A 17963-nucleotide genomic window follows, 5' to 3' on the forward strand; every position below is an offset into this window, starting at 1 on the left:
CACTGTCCGTGCTTCGTGTCGTCACAAACGTGGTGGATACATCCCCCACCGTGGCGTTCGACAAACGTCACACCGCTCGCAACCCATACAAGTATGTCGTCAGATACTCCTCGATGACAGGGCGCCGGACCTCGCGGGAACCGGGCATCGTGATGAGCAGTGCGTAGAGCCCGACCAGGAACGACACCCCGTTGAGCATCACGTCGACCTCGCCCGGGATCTCGCCGCGTTGCTGCGCACGCTGCAGTTCCTCGACCACGGCGACGATCACGGGATGGGTCGTCCACTCCTCCGACGGCGGCCGGGTCGTCGAGAAGTGCAGAGCCAGAAAGTCTTTGAACAGCCGCGCCCCGAGGCGGCGCTCGAGTGCTTCGAGCGCCTCGACGGCCTTGGCGAGGGTGGCGCGGACGTCATGCCCACGGCGGTAGTAGTGGCTGAGCTCGGCGGCCATCCGCTCCTGCTCCCGGCGCTCGAGTTCGAGCAGGACGTGCTCCTTGGTCGGGAAGTGGAAGAAGAACGTGGCATGCGCGACACCGGCGGCGTCGACGATGGCGCCGACGTCGGCCGCGGCGATCCCGCCGCGCTTGAACTCGGCGATGGCCGCACCCAGGAGCCGCTCGCGGGTCTGCACGCCCTTTCGGGCGCGCTCCGACTTCTCCGTCTTCGGCACTATCGGCTCCGTCTTCCGGCTACTCCTGCGCGCAGCCTAGCGGGTCAATTACTGACTTGAATCAGAAATAAGTCTTCCGTTCCAGCGCCGAAGCCGATACCGTTCAGCCGACAGTATCGGTTGTGACAGGCGATTCAATCGCGCCGAGCGAGCCGCACCGGCCGGCTATTTCTGACTTGAGTCATAACGGGAGGGCACCACACGTGCAGATCCTCGAGCAGGTTCAGGACCTGCCGAAGGCAGGCAACATCAAAGCCCAGTGGGTGAGCCTGTGGACCGGCCCCGCGGTGGGCGCCGTCCTGCTGGTCGCGCTGATCGCCTTCCCGGGATTCTGGCCGCCGATGTCGCCGCTGCTGAGCGCCGAGCAGGTGGCGGCGTTCTACGCCGAGAACACCGCATGGATCCGGTTCAGCCAGGTGACGTTCAACCTGTGCGGGATCATGATCCTGCCGTTCTTCATGGTGATCGTCGCGCAGATGAAGCGGATGAAGACCCAGAGCCACGTCTTCGCGTACTGCTATCTCACCGCAATTGTCAGCAGCGCAACGATTTTCGCGTTGTCGAACATCTTCTTCCTGGTCGCGGCGTTCCGGCCGGAGCGCAACCCGGAGTTGGTGATGGTACTCAACGATCTTGCCTGGATCGTGTTCATCGCGCCCGTCGGGATGGCCGTCACCCAGTTCGTCCTGCTCGCCGTCGCGGTCTACTTCGACGACGGTCCCGACCCAGTGTTTCCCCGGTGGGTCGGGCACTACTCGCTGGCCACCGGGATCGCGATGATCCCCGCCGCAGGCGCCGCCGTGTTTCAGAGCGGCCCGCTGGCCTGGGACGGCTTGCTGTCGTTCTGGTTGCGCAACGGCGCCTTCGCGCTGTTCGTGATCGTGATGTTCTTCGTGCTGCGGCGGGCGGTGTTGCGTCAAGCCCGCGAAGACCAGGTCATCCGGTGAGCATCCTGACCGCGCGCCGGTTCGCCGCGCCGACCGGAGAGGACCCCGGCGGTAAGCGCGACGTCCGGTGGGTGTGCTGGTTCTTCCCGGCGTGGTACGCGGTGTTCGGCGTGATCATCTGCGTGCTGGCGCGGGTGACGCCGCCACCGCGGCCCGACGTGACCGCCGCCGACAAGGTCAACTTCTTCGCCGAGAACGGGTTGACCATCCAGATCGGGTTCTGCCTGCTGCTGATCCTGCTCGGCGGAGCGGCGGTGACCAACGGCCTGGTCGCCTATCACATGATGCGGATGTCGGTGGGCTCGGTGTTCGCCTACGGCTACATCGGCGGCATGGGGGTCGGGGCGCTGCCAGGCTTCCTGCTGGTGGCGGTGTGCTTCCTGACCGCCACCTTCCGGGCCGACCGGGATCCCGAGATCGTCAGCCTGCTCTACGACCTCGGCATGCTGTCCTACAACGGGTCACTGGGCTGCTTCTCGGTGGCGTACCTGGTGTTCGCGATCGCCATCCTCTACGACAAGAACGACATCTTCCCGAAATGGTTCGCGTACGTGACCATCTGGCAGATCATCACGGAGGTCATCGCGACGCAGATGTTCGTCGCCCACTCGGGGCCGTTCGCGTGGAACGGTTCCCTGGCGTTCTGGTGGTCGGTCGTGGTCTTCAGCATCTGGCTGGGAGCGCTGATCCTGCTGCTGCGCCGGGCGACCATGCGCGAACCCGCCGATTCGCCTGGACTGCACTGACGGGAACGACTGTGACGCAGACTGATTCACATCCGAAGCCGACGAACGGCCGCCTGCCCGGCGATGTCGACATGTGGGTGATGGTCCTCGGTGACCTGATCATCTTCGGGGGCTACTTCATCGTCTTCATGGTCTACCGCGCCATGAACCCCGCGGAGTTCCTGGCCGCGCAGCAGCACCTCGACATCAACCTCGGTGTGCTCAACACCGTGATCCTGCTGACGAGTTCGTGGTTCGTCGCCCGCAGCGTACTGGCCGCCAGGTCCGGCAACCCCGCCCAGGCGATCCGCCTCGTCTACGCCGGCGGCGGGTGCGGGCTGCTGTTCATGGCGGTCAAGGGTTACGAGTGGTTCGCCAAAATCACGGCGGGTCACACGAACTCCGACATGTTCTACGCGTTTTACTACGTGCTGACCGGGGTGCATCTGATCCACGTGTTGATCGGGCTGATCGTGCTCGGGGTGGTGGTGCGGGAGTTGCGCAATCCCGGCCGGCGGCGCGCCTCGCTGGTCGAGTCCGGCGCGGTGTACTGGCACATGGTCGACCTGCTGTGGGTCGTCATCTTCGGCCTGCTCTACGTGATGAGGTGATCATGACCGAGACGACCGGCGCCGCGCACACAACCGCGCGCACCATGACCTGGACGTGGGTTGCGCTCACCGCAATCACGGTCGGGTCGTGGTGGTTGGCGCCCGCCCACTTCACCGACACCGTGCACCCCAGCACCCCGATCACCGCACTGGTGTTGATGCTCACCGCGATCAAGGCCCGCCTGATCATCCGCAACTTCATGGAGGTCGGAACCGCGCCGCGCTGGCTGAAGCACTCGACCGACGCCTGGCTGATCGTGCTGCTGGTCGCGGTGTTCGTGATCTACCTGGTGTGACGACGGGTAGCTTCGATGTGGTGACCGACCGCATCGACGCCAGCGCGCTGCAGGGTGTGTCCGAGACCGCACTGCTGACCCTCAACGGCCGCGCGCACCAAGCCCGTCACCCGCGCGCCATCATCGACGACCCGATGGCGATCCGGCTGGTCGACGCCATCGACTTCGACTTCGACAAGTTCGGCCGCAAGGGCCAGGAGATGGCGCTGCGCTCGTTGGCGTTCGACAAAGCCACCGCGGACTATCTCGCCCAGCATCCGCGCGCCACCGTCGTCGCGCTCGCCGAGGGATTGCAGACCACGTTCTGGCGGCTGGACGCACGCATCCCCGATGCCCAGTTCCGTTGGCTCACTGTGGACCTCGAGCCGATCATTGAACTACGGCGCAGGCTGTTGCCGGGGTCGCCGCGGATCACCACCCTCGCCCAGTCCGCGCTGGACTACACCTGGACGGACCGGGTGGACACCGCCGAGGGCGTGTTCATCACCGCCGAAGGCCTGCTGATGTATCTGCCACCCGACGACGCGATGGGGCTGATCACCAACTGCGCCAAGCGGTTTCCAGGCGCTCGGATGCTCTTCGACCTGCCGCCGGTACTGGTGAAGCGGTTCGCCCCCAAGGGGCTGCGGTCCTCGCGGAGCTACCGGGTCCCGCCGATGCCGTTCAGCCTGTCGGCCGCAGAGCTGGCCAACCTGGCCGGCACGGTGCCCGGGATCCGGGCCGTGCACGACCTGCCGATGCCGCGGGGCCGAGGGTTCTTCTTCGAGAAGGTGTTTCCGGCCGTCTGGCGTTCGAAGGCGGTCATGAACTACCGCGGGGCGTACACGCTGCTCGAGTTCGGCTGAAGTTGGGGCAGAATTGCGAGCGCGTCGACGTCGAGCACGTGCTCGCAGTGCCTTTGCAGCATCGTCATGAACATCGTGTCGCCGCGTTCGGTCTGCTCGATGAGCATGGGCGAGATGATCGTCATCATCACCCCGAAGAAGGTCTGCCTGCGCACCCCGTCGCGCACCTCGTCGAGCGTGAGCTTTGCACCCAGCGCCCGGTGATACGACTCCAGCAGCGCGTCGTAGTGCGCGCGGCGCACCTCGGCCGGCAGCGCGCACCCCAGGAAATAGGCGACGTCGGTCAGCGCCGGTCCCCACGCGACCGTCTGCCAGTCCACGACCGTCAAGGGCCGGTCCGCGCCCTGTTGACCGAACAGCATGTTGTCCAGCCGGTAGTCGCCGTGCACCAGACCCTTGACCCGGTCTTCGGCGGCCTCCGCCGCGAGATACGCGTCGAACCCGGCGACCAGCCGCTCGCACACCACCCGATGCTCGGGCGCGATCTGATCGGCATACCGCTCGGCGAACCCCGCGTAAAGCTGCGTGATCAACGCCTGGTCGACGGGAGACTCGCGGTTGAGCCAGTCCGCACTGGCCGCCGCCGGATCATCGAGCAGCGGGCCGTGCAGCCGACCCAGCTCCGCCAGCGCCAGCATCGCCTGCTCGGCGGTGGCTCCGCGGATCTCATCGCCGACCACCGCGGGCCCGGCGTCGCCGAGCAGCAGGTGAAACGCCCCCGACTCCGCGTCGAACGCCGACGAATAGCACGGCGCCACCGGCCCGCCGATGCGCGGCGCGATGTCGGTGTAGAACCGCACCTCCCGCTCATACAGGCCCAGCGCCAGGCCGGTCTGCCTGCTCACCGCATCGGTGGCCGCGACCTTGAGCACCACCGACCCGGGCCCCTGCCCGCTCTCGCCGTAACCCAACGTGATCCGGTAGCACTCGCTCATCTGACCGGTGCCGATGCGCTCGAACGAGAACCGCTCGACCGGCACCCCCAGCACCGAGACCAGCCACTCGACACTCAGATCGGCCGGACGCTCCACAACGTCAGTGCTGGGCACTGGTCACCTCCAGTGCGTGTGCGTCGCCGATCAGTTCAGCGGCGCGCTCCGCGATCACGACCGACGGCGCCATCGTGTTACCGGTGGTGACCCGGGGCATGATCGACGCATCGGCGATGCGTAAGCCGTCGATGCCGTACACCCGCAATTCGCCGTCGACAACCGACATCTCGTCGCGTCCCATTTTGGCGGTGCAGCTCTGGTGCCAGTAGGTGCACACGGAGTCGCGGACGAACCGAAGGAGCTCGGCGCCCGTCAGAGTGCCCGGCATCACTTCACGTTTCGTGAAGGCAACCAGTGGCCCCGCGTTGCCGACCTCGCGGGCCAACTCCACTGCGGCCAGCGCAGCCGTCACGTCGTCGGGATGCGACAGCATGTTGGCGTCGATGCGGACCGGGTCGTCGGCGCTCGGCCCGGTCAGCCGCACCGAGCCCCGGCTCGCCGGGCGGACCACGCCGGCGAACATCGTCCAGCCGGCCTCCGGCACGCCGAAGCGGCGCGCGGCCTCCTCGCTCACGAACGGCGCCTCGATCTGACAGGTCTGCAGATCGGGGGTGGCCAGCCGCGGATCGCTGGTCCAGAAGTAGGTGGCTTCGGATCCGGTGTTGCGGGGCGCGATCGGCGCGCGGTACTCCCACACGCATCCGATCGCCGGATGGTCCTGCAGGTTCTGCCCGACGCCCGGAAGGTGCTGCACGACAGGGATACCCACAGCGTCCAGTTGCCCGGCATCGCCGATACCGGAGAGCATCAACACCTTCGGCGTGTGGATCGCCCCGAGGCTGAGCACCACCTCGGACGTGGCACCGATCCGGTGGGTCCGGCCCCGGTGGACGAACTCCACGCCGGTCGCCCGCCCGCCGTCCACGGTCACCTTGGTCACCAGCGACCCGGTCAGCACGGTCAAGTTCGGCCGGCCCACGTAGGGGTAGGTGTAGGAGCGGAACACCGACTGCCGCACGCCGTCGCGCACCCGGATGTCGCTGATCGCCGCGCCCCCTTCGCTTTCCATCATCTTGCCGTTGGGATGATCGAAGGTCGGGATGCCGGCTTCCGAGGCGGCGGCGACGAACGCCGGGGCGATCGGATTCGGGTCGGGCGCGGGTGCGACGAACACCTCGCCGCCGGTCCCGCGGTAATCCGGATCCGGCACGCCGTGCCAGTCCTCGATGCGGCGGTAGATGTCGAGCACGGCCTCGTATCCCCACCGGGGGTCGTCGGCCTCGGAGGCGAAGTGGTCCCAGTCGCTTCGGTGGCCGCGCGACCACATCATCACGTTGATGCTGGAACCGCCACCGAGGACCTTGCCCATGTTCATCGGGATGGACCGGCCGTTGAGGTGCGGATTGGGCGCGGCGACGAACTGCCAGTCCCGCTCGGTGCCGAGGTTCAGCGGCCACTGATCGGCGTTGCGGACGGTGGGGACGTCGTCGTCACCGCCGGCTTCGAGCAACAGCACTCGCACCGACGGGTTCTCGGCCAGGCGACGGGCCACGACCGATCCCGACGAGCCCGATCCGCACACGATGAAGTCGTAGTGCGGGCTCAGCCCGGCACCGTCGTCGGCTCCGCCCATGACCACTGCTCCGTTTCTGCTCGGGTTGCAGTTGTCTAGACGTCGGCGGCGCCGAAAGCGTTCACTCCTGCCGGCGCAGCCTCAGCACCGTGATCTCGCTCGGCGCGAACACCCGGAACGGAGGTCCCCAGAAACCGGTGCCCCGGCTGGTGTACAGCTGAGTGCGCTCGCCATGCCGGCTCAGTCCGTGCACGACCGGTTGTTCCAGCCGCACAAGGAAATTGAACGGCCAGATCTGACCGCCGTGAGTGTGCCCGGACACCTGCAGGTCGACGCGCGCGCGGACGGCCTCGGCGACCTGCTTGGGCTGGTGCGCGAGCAGCAGCACCGGCAGCGACCGGTCGGCGCCCTCGAGTGCCGCGTCGAGATCCGCGCCGTGCCCGCCCACCCCGGAGGAGCGCGCGGTGGCGTCGTCGACGCCGGCGACGACCATCGCATCGCCCCCGCGCTCGATGACGATGTGCCGGTTGTGCAGCACCGTCCAGCCGATGCGGTCCATGTACTCCAGCCAGCCCTGCGCCTCACTGAAGTACTCGTGGTTGCCGGTCACGTAGACGCGGGCGCAGGTCGCGGTCACCGACGCCAGCGGTTGTGCCTGCGGTTCGCGGACGCCGACCGTCCCGTCGGCGATGTCGCCGACATGGCACACGACGTCGGCGTCCAGTTCGTTGACGCGGGCGACCACCCCGGCCGACCACCGCGCGCGGTCGAGGGGGCCGTAGTGCGTGTCGGTGATCAGCACCACGCGCAGACCGTCGAGCCCGCGGCCGAGGCCGGGGATCGCGACGTCGACGTCCTTGACGCGCGGCACCCGCATCGCCTCGGCGTAGCCCCAGACGAGCAGGACGGCCACGACGGCCACCACGGCCGCGGCGGTGACCCGCGCCGCCGTCGGTTCGGCGACACCCGCCAACCGGAGCACCAGCCGCAGCGCCAGACCGAGCACCGACCACACGAACAGCACCCAGCCGGCGCCCAGCAGCGCATCGCCGGCGGCGGCGGCTGTGTCGATGTGGCGGCGGCCGTGGCCGAACACCATCAGCGACGGCATCGCGACCAGCGCCGCGGCGAACAGCACCGTACCGGTGATGAACACCGCGGGCGGCCAGGCCGCACCCGACGCCAGCAGCGTCCACCAGGGCACCCCGAACAACAGCAGCAGGATGGCGGCGACGATCAGGAACCGCCGCCAGTGCCGGCGTCGGCGCGGCGGGGTGGCGGACTCGACCACTTCGGCTGGCGTGTCTGCCATGGCACCTCGGTTTCTGCTCGTCAAGGGACTGTCAACGACGGTACCGACGCCCGCGCGTGTTGTCGGCGGACCACAACGGGGGTCCACGATGTTGTCCGGGTTCGGCAACCGCAGCAGCCGATTTCGGGCTCATCATGGAAATGTCCGCATACGACTCCGCGACGGAAGGGGAACTCCGTGTACCGCCACGACGCCGACGACGGGCGTCCGACCACCATCGAAGAGCTGACGACCTTTCGCCTCGGCGTGCCGACGTGGCCGGCTTTCATGTATCTGCGCGGAGGAGATCCGTTGGTGCGCAGGACCGATCGCATCGAAGCCGTGGTCCTGCTGTTGGCCGCGTTGGTGTCGGTCATGACGATCCCCGTCGCGTTGGCCGTCACGACCGCGGTCCACGACGGCCGCGGCACCGTGGCCGTGGGGGTGATCGCGGGGGCGGTGCTGTGGATCGGTGTCAGCGGTGCCGCGGCGGCGGCGTTCCTGGCGACCAGGTCGGTGTGTGAGCGCATCCGGTCCGCCAGCTGGCAGCGCGGTCTCGACGCTCTGGTCGACCACGGCGACGGGCAAGCCCGCAGCCATCCCTGAAGCCCGACTCGATCCCCGGGAACAAACGCCGTTGCCGAACGGTTATCGAGGTTTGTCCCTTCTGTCACATGGGTAACTTCAGTAACAGGTCGGCCACATCGCGCCGGTCATGGGAACCGAAGAAAGAGTCGAATGGAACAAGGCTATGAACACAGTTCTGTACTTCAGCGCCGCCGGCGCCGTTTATGAGACCCGCGCGTACACCTCGGCCGACATCGATCGGCTCATCCAGGACCACGGGCTTCAGAGCCTGACCAGCGCCGACCGGCAGTTCGACTTCTGGTTCAGCCCGTCGACGCCCGGCTGCCAGCGCCGCATCAACCGTCGGGCCACCGAGCTCCTGCTGGCCACGACGGCGTTCACCCCCAAGACCGTGCCGCTGCTGCGCGGCTGCGTCGTGATCGCCACCCACGACCACGACGGCGACCTCGACGGCCTGAGCTGGATGCAACTCGACCAGCTCGCCGCGAAGAGTCGCGCACTGACCAAGCGCCAGGCGCGCGCCCTCGACCGGCGAATCGCCCGCGAGGACCGTCGCCGACGCGAACCGGCCCGCCGCCCGGCCCCGGCCGTGGCTGCGCGCCCGCGCACCCCCGTACACGGCTGACCGCTACCGTCGAGTCGTGGACTTCGACGAATACCGCTCATACGACGCCGTGGGGCTGGCCAAGCTCGTCGCCGACAAGGAGGTGACGGCGGCCGAACTGCTCGACGCCGCGAAAGCGCGCTCGGCAGTGGTGAACCCGCGGATCAATGCGATCGTCAAGGACATCGCGGTCAACCCGTCCGAGCAGCGGGACGGACCCTTCGCCGGGGTGCCGTTCCTCATCAAGGACCTCGCTCAGGACTACGCGAGTCTGCCGACGTCCCGCGGCTCGCGCGCGCTGATGTCCACGCCGGCGAAGGAGCACGCCACGGTGGTGCAGAGGTGGCTCGACGCGGGCCTGGTCATATTCGGCAAGACCAACACCCCGGAGTTCGGTGCCAAGGGCATCACCGAACCCGAGGCCTGGGGGCCCGCCCGCAACCCGTGGGATCTCACCCGCACCCCCGGAGGGTCGTCGGGCGGGTCGGCGGCCGCCGTGGCGGCGGGCATCGTGCCCTGTGCGGGCGCCAACGACGGTGGCGGTTCGATCCGCATCCCGGCGGGCTGCTGCGGGCTGGTCGGGCTCAAACCCGGCCGCGGCCTCACCCCGTCGGGACCCGACGTCGGCGAATCCATGCACGGCGCGGCCGTGCAGGGCGTCGTGTCGCGGACCGTGCGGGACACTGCCGCGATGCTCGACGTGATCGCCGGCGGGGAACCCAGCGGACCATATACGCCGGTACTGCCGGACGCGTCGTTCGCCTCCGCTGTCGGCACGGACCCCGGCCGATTGCGGATCGGCGTACGGGTGCCCTCCGCGATCAATCCTCAGCCGCACGCCGAGGCGGCCGCCGCCGTCGAGCGGACCGTGCGCGCGCTGACCGATCTCGGCCACCACGTCGACGAACTGCCCCAGGCACCGTTCGACGACGCCGCGTTGGCCCGCGACTTCCTGCTCACCTGGTTCGTCTACGCCGCGTGGGAAGTGGCCGAGGTGAAGCGGTTGACCGGCGCCGGCGACGACGTCTTCGAGCGAGACACGTTGATAATGGCCGCGATCGGACGCGCGACGAGCAGCGTCGACTACGTGGAGGCGGTGCACCGGCGTCACGAGCACACCCGCCGGCTCACGACGTTCTTCGAGTCCTACGACCTGCTGCTGACCCCGACGATGGCGACGCCACCGGCGAAGATCGGCGAGTTCGACCTGCCGCCGCTGCTGCAGCGCGGGTCCGACCTGCTGCTCAAGACCCGCACCGCCGCATTGTTGCGCCACACCGGGATCGTCGACGACATGGTGGACAAGAACCTCAACTGGGTGCCGTACACGCAGTTGGCGAATCTCACTGGGCGACCGGCGATTTCACTGCCGTTGCACTGGACCGCCGACGGGCTGCCGCTGGGCGTGCAGTTCGTCGCACCGCTGGACGGTGAGACGCTACTGCTCCAGCTGGCCGCCCAGCTCGAGCAGGCGGTGCCGTGGGCGGACCGGGTACCGCCGATCTAGTCAGGACCGCCGGCGCAGGGCGGCCGCCCGCAGCGTCAGGTGGTCGCGCTCGGCGGTGGTCTGTGCCGTCGCCGCCGCCTCGACGTAAAGCGCTGTGGCCGTGTCGATGTCGCCTGCCCGCTCGTGCAGGTATGCGGCGGCGGCGGTGTGGCGCGGCAGCGCCGGGTCGAGCCCCGCCAGCAGGGCCAGCCCGGCCCGGGGTCCGTCGGCCTCACCGACTGCGACCGCCCGGTTGAGCCGCACCACCGGGCTGTCGGTGAGGCGGACGAGTTCGTCGTACCACTCGACGATCTGCACCCAGTCGGTCTCCTCGGTAGTCTGCGCGTCGGCGTGCAGCGCGGCGATCGCGGCCTGCGCCTGATACTCACCGAGCCGGTCGCGGGCCAGCGCGGCCTGCAGCACCGCGATGCCCTCCGCGATCAGGTCGCGACGCCACAAGGTGCGGTCCTGCTCGGCCAGCGGCACGATGCCGCCGTCGGCGCGCAGCCGGGCCGGGCGTCGCGCGTGATGCAGCAGGAACAGGGCGAGCAGTCCCGCGGACTCGGGGTCGTCGGTGACCGTGACGAGTTGACGCGCCAGCCGGATCGCCTCCGCGGCAAGGTCGATGTCACCGGTGTAGCCCTCGTTGAACACGAGGTACAGCACGCGGTGCACGGTGCCCAGGTCGCCGGGCCGGTCGAACCGGGCTCCGCTGACGGTGCGTTTGGCCCTGCTGATCCGTTGCGCCATCGTCGCTTCGGGGACGAGGTACGCCTGCGCGATCTGGCGGGTGGTCAGGCCGCCGACGGCGCGCAGCGTCAGCGCGACCGCCGATGCGGGGCTGAGGCTGGGATGCGCGCACAGGAAGTACAGCTGCAACGTGTCATCGACATCGGCGGCGGGCCCCGGTTCCGGTTCGTCGGCCGACTGCAGCTCACGCCGCCGCCGGGCCGTCTCGGAGCGGGTCAGATCGAGGAAGCGCCGCCAGGCCGTGGTGATCAGCCAACCGGTCGGATCCGACGGCGGCCGTCCGGGCCAGGTCTCGATCGCGCGGATCAGCGCCTCCTGCACGGCGTCCTCGGCGGTCGCGAAGTCCGCGCCGCGGCGGACGAGCGCGGCCAGCACCGCAGGGATCAAATCCCGCAGTTCGGCCTCGTCCACCGCGGCGCCCCGATCAGTCGGTGACCGTCGGCGAGTGGGACATGAACGGCCGCAGCTCCAGCCATTCGTGGATCGGCTTGCCGCCCGCGCCGGGTGCCGCGGACAGCTCGCCGGCCAACTCGATCGCGCGGTCGTAGCTGTCGACGTCGACGATCATCCAGCCGGCGACCAGGTCCTTGGTTTCGGCGAAGGGGCCGTCGACCACCGGCGGTTTACCTTCGCCGCCGAACCGGACCCAGGCCCCGTCCGGCCGCAGGGCCTGGCTGTCGACGTACTCGCCGCTGTCCTTGAGCCGGTCGGCGAAATCGTTCATGTACGTGATGTGGGTGTCGATCTCCTCGGGCGTCCACTGGTCCATCGGCACATCGTTGACCGACGCCGGCGCACCCCGGTAGTGCTTGAGCATCAGATACTTGGCCATGCGCGCTTCCCTTTCGGTGGTGGCGATCGCGACCCTAGTTGGTCGCGTACCCAGGGGACGGAGCCATTGCGCGGTTCTCGACATCGGCCGCCTTCTACTGTTCAGCCATGAGCCTTGTGACCTATGCGCTGGAGGACCACGTCGCCACCATCACGCTCAACCGGCCGGAGGCGCGCAACGCGATCAACGGCGCGCTGCGCGCTGAGCTCAACGCGGCGTGGGAGCGGTTCCGCGACGACGAGGACGCCTGGGTCGCGATCCTGACCGCCAACGGCGACGTGTTCTGCGCCGGCGGCGACCTCAAGGACGGCGAGGGATCGGTCGGCACCTTCGCAGGCACGTTCTGGGAGAAACCGACCATCAACTCGTTCGAGAGCGGCATGGAGTTGTTCAAGCCGACGATCGCCGCGGTGAACGGGCCGTGCATCGGCTACGGGGTGACCGGGGTGTTGTTCTGCGACTTCGTGATCGCGTCGACGACGGCGACGTTCGCGTTCCCGGAGGTGTCGCTGGGGGTGCCGACGATTGTCGGGGCGATCCGCCTGCCCGAACGGGTGCGCTGGGCCGACGCGATGGAACTGCTGCTGACGGGCAAACCCATCACCGCCGAACGCGCCAAGGAGATCGGCCTGGTGTGGCGCCTGGTCGAACCCGACGAGCTGCAGGAGCAGGCCCGCGCGTGGGCGCGCACGCTGACCGAGGCTGCGCCGCTCGCGCAGCGCGCCACCAAGGAGGTCGCGTGGCGCACCGCGAACATGGGCTGGATCGAGTCGGTGCGGTTCGGCGAGACGATGCGCAAGGTCGCCGCCGCGACCGAGGACGTCGCCGAGGGCCTCCAGGCGTGGCGGGAGAAACGCGCGCCCCGCTGGCGCGGCCGCTGACGTCTTACCGGTAGCCCCCAGCCCCGGCGGCGGTCAACGGGACCCCGGGTTGGTGGGCAGCGTGGGCGACAGCGGTCGCCGCTGCGAGGAATCTGTTCGACAGACCCGCAGCCCGACTCCAAGGAGACGAAATGTCTACGCCCACCGCCGCACCCATGACCGGACTCGACGCCCCGGTGATCGAGAAGTTCACCGCCGCCGCCGAGGTTGTCACCGACACCGCCGCGCTGACCGATGCCGGCCACGACTTCTGGGGCGTCGGCGGCGTCGCCGAACTGATGCTGCGCCCGCACAGCCGCGACGAGGTCGCGACGATCATGCGCATCGCCTCGGAGCACGGCGTGCCGATCGTGCCCCGCGGTGGGGCGTCGAACTGCTCGGGCGGCATGATGCCGGCTGGCGGGCGCGTCCTGCTGGATCTGTCGGGACTCGACCAGATCCTGGAGGTCGACCCGCAGGCGCGCCGCGCGCGGGTGGAGCCCGGAGTGGTCAATTCCGATCTGCAGGACCGGCTCGCTCCCCACGGACTGTGCTTCTCCCCCGACCCGGTGTCGTCGCACCTGGCGACGGTCGGCGGCAACCTGATCGAAAATGCCGGCGGCCCACACGCTTTGAAGTACGGCGTGACCTACAACCACATCCTGGCCGCAGAGGTCGTGCTGCCCGACGGGTCGACCGTCACGCTGCGCGCCGACGACGACGGTCCCGATCTGCTCGGGATCATCATCGGCTCCGAGGGCACCCTGGGTGTCGTCACGGAGGTGACGGTCGCGCTGCGCCCGATCGCCGAGGTCACCCACAGCCTGCTGGGCGCGTTCGCCACCGCACGCGAGGCCGCCGACACGATCGCCGCGGTGATCGCCACCGGCGTCGTGCCCGCCGCCGTCGAGTGGCTCGACCGCGACGGCATCAACGGGCTGCAGCAGTTCTACGACACCGGCTATCCGCTCGACGCCGACTCGATCGTGCTCATCGACGTCGACGGCACCGCCGCCGAGGTGGCCCGCGACCAGGCGATCGTCGAGCGGGTGCTGCGCGAGCGGGCCACCGAGGTCCGCGTCGCCGAGACCGAAAAGGACCGCGCCGCACTGTGGTACGGCAGGCTGAACGCACCGAACTCCGTGATGCAGAGCGGCAAGGGCTTCTTCATCGGCGACGTCACCGTTCCCCGCGACCGGATTCCCGAGATGCAGGAGGCGATCCAGGCGACCGCGCACCGGCACAGCGACGGCCTGCTGTTCATCGCCGTGTGCGGACATGCCGGCGACGGCGACCTGCACCCCACCACGTTCTACGACAAGGACAACCCGAAAGCTGCCGAGGCACTGGCGGCGGCCAACAACGAGATCATCGAGGCCGCACTGGCTTTGGGCGGGACGATCACCGGTGAGCACGGCGTCGGCACCGAGAAGATCCAGTTCATGACCAAGCGGTTCACCCCGGTCGAGATCGCCGCTCAGCGTGCCATCAAGCGCACCTTCGATCCGGCCGGACTGCTCAATCCGGGCGTCATGCTGCCCGAGGAGTTGTCCGACGAGCCCGACGTCGGTGAGTTCGCCGCCGCGGTGCGCAACGGGATCGCGGGCACCCCCGCGTCCGCCGCACCGCTGACCGTCGGCGGGGACACCACGATCTCGGTCAACCTGGGCAACCTCGACATGGTCGTCGGCGCCGAGGCCACCCTCGACGACATCAACCGCTACCTCGACGACAACGGCATCACCTGCGTCGCGATCCCCCGCTCCGGCGGTCAGCGCACGATCGGTGAGCTCGTCGCCACCGCCACCGGTGAGGAGCGGATCGAGGTGCGCCACGCTCTGTTGGGTGCCGACGTCACCGTCGTCGACGGCCAGGCGCCGGCACGTTTCGGCGCCGAGACGATGAAGGATGTCGCCGGCTACGACACCAAGCGGCTCTACATCGGCGGCAACGGTGCCTTCGGCGCGCTGCGGTCGTTGATCTTCAAGATCGGCGTGCGGACTTAACCCGGCGAGCAGACGTGAAGTGACCTAAATTCCGGCGATTTCCGGTCACTTTGCGTCTGCTCGCGCTAAATGAGCTCGAAGTACGGAACCGCCTCGGCGGCGTCACCCTCGCCGAGGGTCTTGAACGCCACGCGCACCCGGGCACCGAACAGGTCGGCATCCGGGTCCGCCTTCGGGAACGACGTCCACCACCACGGGCCCTCGTCGAGTTCGACGATCCCGACGGGCAGCCGGTGCACTGTTCCGTTGCCGGCCTTCTGGTGGATGACCGACCAGCTGACCACCGTGCCGTTACCTGCGGCCGCGACGCGCTCGTAGCGCTGCGGGTCCGCCGAGACATCGAACTGCGGCGCCAGGATCTCACCGGTTTGCACGTCACGCACGAGCAGGAACTCGCCGCGCCTGGTGCCGTCGAGGAACTCCGCGGACAATGCGTCGCGCTGAACAGGAAAGAGTGGCATCGGAATTCGCGCTCCCTAGTTGTCGGTGCCCAGCACCAGCGTCGAGTGGTAGTCGAGGATGCCGCCGTTGCCGGAGACCAGCACGCGGTCGTGGTCGTCGACCTGGCGCTCACCGCCGTGGCCGCGGGCCTGCACCACCGCTTCGTGTAGCGGCGTCATCCCCCACATGTAGAACGCGCTGAGCTCGCCTCCGCCGGTGTTGAACTTGATCCTGCCGTTCGGGCCGATCATCCCGGGTTCGGCCATCGCGGGCCCGCCCTCCCCCTTCGGCACGAACCCGTAGTCCTCCAGCGTCAACAGCGCGGTGAACGTGTAGCAGTCGTAGATCTGGGCGACCCCGACCTCGTCGAGCGTCGTCTGCGCCATCTTCAGCGCCGCCGGCCCGGACTGGGCGGCGCCGCTGACCAGACCGAAGTCGTCGTTGCGCACCCCCGAGCGGCCAGGATGCGCCTGCGCCCAACCCATTACGCGCACCGGCGGCTGACGCAGGGTGCGTGCCCGCTCCAGCGACGTGACGATCAGCGCCACCCCGCCGTTGCTGACCAGGCAGCAGTCGTAGAGGTGGAACGGCTCGGCGATGTAGCGGCTGGCGTGGTACTCTTCGAGCGTCAACGGCGTCCCATAGAACTGGGCGATCGGGTTGCGTTGAGCCCATTCGCGTTGCGCCACCGCGATATGGCCCAGCTGATCGGACGTCGTGCCGAACTTCTTCATGTGCCGACGCGCGGCCAGCGCGTACATCGTCGTCGGCGACATGATGCCGTTCGACGCGGTGATGCCGTCGAACCCGCGGGGCAGCGACCGGCCACCCGAGTACGCCGCCGACGAGCTGCCTTTCTCTCTGAGCGGGGCGTCGGCCCACACGATCGCGACGGTCTCGGCCATGCCCGCCTGTACGGCCATCGCCGCGTACTGCACCATCTGACCGGCCGTCGACCCGTAGCCCTGCATCTGGGTGAGCAGTTTGAGATCGACCAGGCCCAGCGAATGCTGCAACTCGATGCCGACGCGGCCCTTGAGGCCGCCGGAGACCAGCAGCCCGTCGATGTCGGCCAGGCCCAGGCCGGCGTCGGCCGCGGCCAGCCGCACCGCCTGCGCGGCGAACTGTTGGGCAGTCTTGCCGTACACCTTGCCCTGCTCGGTGATGCCGAGGCCGGCGATGGCCGCCGTGGGTTCGCTCATGCGTCGATTGTTTCCGTGCCGGTCGGCGCCTGTAAACGACCGAACGGCTCACCGGGGCATGTCGCAATCGGAAACCCGCCGGTGTCGGAATTCGTGATTTACACAGCGCCCGCGAGGCCCAACGATGAGAGCAACGAGAGGCGGTTGGAATGACGATCAGCGTGGCCGAACGCGCCGAACTGCGATCGGCGGTCGGCGAGTTGCTCGCCGACAAGTGCACCGAGGCCGACGTGCGGCAGGTGATGGACACCGACGACGGGTTCGACCGCGCGCTGTGGCGGCAGCTGGCCGAGCAGGGCGTGCTGGGGATGCTCGTCGACGCCGACCACGGCGGGCTGGGTTTCGGCGCGCAGGAGCTCGAGGCCGTCGCCGAGGAGACCGGCGCGGCGCTGCTGCCCGCCCCGTTCATCTCCAGCGCGGTGCTGACCGTCGCGCTGGTCAACGCCGCCGGATCGGATGAGGACCGGCAGCGGCTGCTGCCCGGTCTGGCCGACGGCACGGCGATCGGCACCGTCGCGCTGACCGGCCCGGCCGGCTCGTGGACCGCCGAAGGCGTCGACGTGCGCACCGCCTCTGACGGGACGCTCACCGGCCAGGCCCACTACGTCACCTGGGGCCAGGTCGCCGACGTGATCCTCGTCGTCGCGCGCACCGGCGACACTGTCGGGGTGTTCCAGGTCGAACCGGACGCGGAAGGCTTCACCCGCACCGCCGCAACGGTTTTCGACCCGGCCGTGCGGCTGTCGGCGTACACGTTCGACAACACCCCCGCCCGCCGCATCGGATCGGCCGGCTGGGAGGCCGTGCAGCGGGCACTCGACTTCGCGGTGGTCGCGTCGGCCGGCGAGCAGGTCGGCGGGTCGCGCCGGCTGTTCGACATGACCGTCGAGTACCTCAAGACCCGCGTCCAGTTCGGCAGGCAGATCGGCAGCTTCCAGGCGCTCAAGCACATGGCGGCCGACCTGCTCCTCGAGGTCGAGAACGCCACGTCGGCCGCCCAGCACGCCGCCGCACAGCTGGACGGCGACGACGAATCCGCCGACGGCGCAGTCGCGTTGGCCGGCTTCGCCTGCGCGGAGGCTTACGAGACCATCGCGATGAACTCGATCCAGATGCACGGCGGTATCGGCTTCACCTGGGAGCACCCCGCGCACCTGTTCCTGCGCCGCGCCCGCACCGGTCTGCACCTGTTCGGCGGCACCCGGGCGCACCGCGAACGCTACCTCGTCTCGAAAGGCGCCTGA

General features: G+C 68.9%; 18 protein-coding genes and 1 pseudogene. 11 read left to right on the forward strand and 8 right to left on the reverse strand.

The window, feature by feature from the left end; translation table 11 throughout:
- Positions 1-67: 67 nt before the first annotated feature.
- Complete coding sequence (locus tag BLW81_RS05205) at positions 68-670, reverse strand: TetR family transcriptional regulator (protein WP_083406289.1); 603 nt, start codon at positions 668-670, stop codon at positions 68-70.
- A 203-nt stretch (positions 671-873) separates the two neighbouring features.
- Here BLW81_RS05205 and BLW81_RS05210 point away from each other — a divergent pair, with 203 nt between their 5' ends.
- The 5 genes from BLW81_RS05210 to BLW81_RS05230 all read left to right on the forward strand — a co-directional run bounded on the left by BLW81_RS05210 (position 874) and on the right by BLW81_RS05230 (position 4094).
- Positions 874-1617, forward strand: a complete 744-nt coding sequence (locus tag BLW81_RS05210) for a hypothetical protein (protein ID WP_083406290.1) — start codon at positions 874-876, stop codon at positions 1615-1617.
- Positions 1614-2363 (forward strand): hypothetical protein, encoded by a 750-nt coding sequence (locus BLW81_RS05215; RefSeq protein ID WP_083406291.1) that lies wholly within the window; start codon positions 1614-1616, stop codon positions 2361-2363. The genes BLW81_RS05210 and BLW81_RS05215 overlap by 4 nt, the downstream gene beginning before the upstream one ends.
- Before the next feature lie 71 nt (positions 2364-2434).
- Positions 2435-2953 carry a cytochrome c oxidase subunit 3 family protein gene (locus tag BLW81_RS05220; RefSeq protein WP_157897889.1) on the forward strand — a complete coding sequence of 173 codons (519 nt, stop codon included), beginning with the start codon at positions 2435-2437 and terminating at the stop codon, positions 2951-2953.
- Positions 2954-2955: 2 nt separating this feature from the next.
- The gene (locus tag BLW81_RS05225; RefSeq protein WP_083410342.1) at positions 2956-3249 is read left to right on the forward strand and encodes a cytochrome C oxidase subunit IV family protein; all 294 of its coding nucleotides are present in this window, start codon (positions 2956-2958) and stop codon (positions 3247-3249) included.
- The gene (locus tag BLW81_RS05230) at positions 3246-4094 is read left to right on the forward strand and encodes a class I SAM-dependent methyltransferase (RefSeq protein ID WP_407662314.1); all 849 of its coding nucleotides are present in this window, start codon (positions 3246-3248) and stop codon (positions 4092-4094) included. The genes BLW81_RS05225 and BLW81_RS05230 overlap by 4 nt, the downstream gene beginning before the upstream one ends.
- Before the next feature lie 5 nt (positions 4095-4099).
- Here the strand turns inward: BLW81_RS05230 and BLW81_RS05235 are convergent.
- From BLW81_RS05235 to BLW81_RS05245, 3 genes and pseudogenes are all read right to left on the reverse strand, one after another.
- Positions 4100-5143, reverse strand: a pseudogene (locus BLW81_RS05235) (phosphotransferase); the annotation flags it as partial.
- Complete coding sequence (locus tag BLW81_RS05240; protein WP_083406295.1) at positions 5130-6719, reverse strand: GMC family oxidoreductase; 1590 nt, start codon at positions 6717-6719, stop codon at positions 5130-5132. The pseudogene BLW81_RS05235 and the gene BLW81_RS05240, both read right to left, overlap by 14 nt.
- A gap of 61 nt (positions 6720-6780) precedes the next feature.
- The gene (locus BLW81_RS05245) at positions 6781-7971 is read right to left on the reverse strand and encodes a metallophosphoesterase (protein ID WP_083406296.1); all 1191 of its coding nucleotides are present in this window, start codon (positions 7969-7971) and stop codon (positions 6781-6783) included.
- Positions 7972-8148: 177 nt separating this feature from the next.
- On the opposite strand from BLW81_RS05245, the gene BLW81_RS05250 reads away from it, so the two are divergent.
- The 3 genes from BLW81_RS05250 to BLW81_RS05260 all read left to right on the forward strand — a co-directional run bounded on the left by BLW81_RS05250 (position 8149) and on the right by BLW81_RS05260 (position 10649).
- On the forward strand, positions 8149-8556 hold the full coding sequence (locus BLW81_RS05250; RefSeq protein WP_235632185.1) for a hypothetical protein: 408 nt from the start codon (positions 8149-8151) through the stop codon (positions 8554-8556).
- Between the two features lie 145 nt (positions 8557-8701).
- On the forward strand, positions 8702-9163 hold the full coding sequence (locus tag BLW81_RS05255) for a hypothetical protein (protein WP_083406297.1): 462 nt from the start codon (positions 8702-8704) through the stop codon (positions 9161-9163).
- 16 nt (positions 9164-9179) lie between these two features.
- Complete coding sequence (locus BLW81_RS05260) at positions 9180-10649, forward strand: amidase (RefSeq protein WP_083406298.1); 1470 nt, start codon at positions 9180-9182, stop codon at positions 10647-10649.
- Here BLW81_RS05260 and BLW81_RS05265 read toward each other — a convergent pair whose 3' ends face one another.
- Both BLW81_RS05265 and BLW81_RS05270 read right to left on the reverse strand, forming a co-directional pair.
- Positions 10650-11789, reverse strand: a complete 1140-nt coding sequence (locus tag BLW81_RS05265; RefSeq protein ID WP_083406299.1) for an RNA polymerase sigma factor — start codon at positions 11787-11789, stop codon at positions 10650-10652.
- 13 nt (positions 11790-11802) lie between these two features.
- Positions 11803-12210 (reverse strand): YciI family protein, encoded by a 408-nt coding sequence (locus BLW81_RS05270; protein ID WP_083406300.1) that lies wholly within the window; start codon positions 12208-12210, stop codon positions 11803-11805.
- A gap of 107 nt (positions 12211-12317) precedes the next feature.
- On the opposite strand from BLW81_RS05270, the gene BLW81_RS05275 reads away from it, so the two are divergent.
- Together BLW81_RS05275 and BLW81_RS05280 are read left to right on the forward strand one after the other, a co-directional pair.
- Complete coding sequence (locus BLW81_RS05275) at positions 12318-13091, forward strand: enoyl-CoA hydratase/isomerase family protein (protein ID WP_083406301.1); 774 nt, start codon at positions 12318-12320, stop codon at positions 13089-13091.
- A gap of 131 nt (positions 13092-13222) precedes the next feature.
- Positions 13223-15076: an FAD-linked oxidase C-terminal domain-containing protein gene (locus BLW81_RS05280; RefSeq protein WP_083406302.1), complete on the forward strand. Its 1854-nt coding sequence runs from the start codon at positions 13223-13225 to the stop codon at positions 15074-15076.
- 65 nt (positions 15077-15141) lie between these two features.
- Here BLW81_RS05280 and BLW81_RS05285 read toward each other — a convergent pair whose 3' ends face one another.
- Both BLW81_RS05285 and BLW81_RS05290 read right to left on the reverse strand, forming a co-directional pair.
- Entirely contained in the window at positions 15142-15537 is a 396-nt protein-coding gene (locus tag BLW81_RS05285; RefSeq protein WP_083406303.1) for a Zn-ribbon domain-containing OB-fold protein, read from the reverse strand.
- A gap of 15 nt (positions 15538-15552) precedes the next feature.
- The gene (locus BLW81_RS05290; protein WP_083406304.1) at positions 15553-16719 is read right to left on the reverse strand and encodes a thiolase family protein; all 1167 of its coding nucleotides are present in this window, start codon (positions 16717-16719) and stop codon (positions 15553-15555) included.
- A gap of 149 nt (positions 16720-16868) precedes the next feature.
- Here BLW81_RS05290 and BLW81_RS05295 point away from each other — a divergent pair, with 149 nt between their 5' ends.
- Positions 16869-17963 (forward strand): acyl-CoA dehydrogenase family protein, encoded by a 1095-nt coding sequence (locus BLW81_RS05295; RefSeq protein ID WP_083406305.1) that lies wholly within the window; start codon positions 16869-16871, stop codon positions 17961-17963.

The organism is Mycolicibacterium rutilum (assembly GCF_900108565.1).
Classification (GTDB): domain Bacteria; phylum Actinomycetota; class Actinomycetes; order Mycobacteriales; family Mycobacteriaceae; genus Mycobacterium; species Mycobacterium rutilum.

Excerpts from the sequence above, each read along its gene's own strand:
- BLW81_RS05220 (WP_157897889.1), top strand. The coding sequence starts at position 2,435 with ATGTGGGTGATGGTCCTCGGTGACCTGATCATCTTCGGGGGCTACTTC.
- BLW81_RS05225 (WP_083410342.1), top strand. The coding sequence starts at position 2,956 with ATGACCGAGACGACCGGCGCCGCGCACACAACCGCGCGCACCATGACC.
- BLW81_RS05240 (WP_083406295.1), bottom strand. The coding sequence starts at position 6,719 with ATGGGCGGAGCCGACGACGGTGCCGGGCTGAGCCCGCACTACGACTTC.
- BLW81_RS05245 (WP_083406296.1), bottom strand. The coding sequence starts at position 7,971 with ATGGCAGACACGCCAGCCGAAGTGGTCGAGTCCGCCACCCCGCCGCGC.
- BLW81_RS05255 (WP_083406297.1), top strand. The coding sequence starts at position 8,702 with ATGAACACAGTTCTGTACTTCAGCGCCGCCGGCGCCGTTTATGAGACC.
- BLW81_RS05270 (WP_083406300.1), bottom strand. The coding sequence starts at position 12,210 with ATGGCCAAGTATCTGATGCTCAAGCACTACCGGGGTGCGCCGGCGTCG.
- BLW81_RS05275 (WP_083406301.1), top strand. The coding sequence starts at position 12,318 with ATGAGCCTTGTGACCTATGCGCTGGAGGACCACGTCGCCACCATCACG.
- BLW81_RS05280 (WP_083406302.1), top strand. The coding sequence starts at position 13,223 with ATGTCTACGCCCACCGCCGCACCCATGACCGGACTCGACGCCCCGGTG.
- BLW81_RS05285 (WP_083406303.1), bottom strand. The coding sequence starts at position 15,537 with ATGCCACTCTTTCCTGTTCAGCGCGACGCATTGTCCGCGGAGTTCCTC.
- BLW81_RS05290 (WP_083406304.1), bottom strand. The coding sequence starts at position 16,719 with ATGAGCGAACCCACGGCGGCCATCGCCGGCCTCGGCATCACCGAGCAG.
- BLW81_RS05295 (WP_083406305.1), top strand. The coding sequence starts at position 16,869 with ATGACGATCAGCGTGGCCGAACGCGCCGAACTGCGATCGGCGGTCGGC.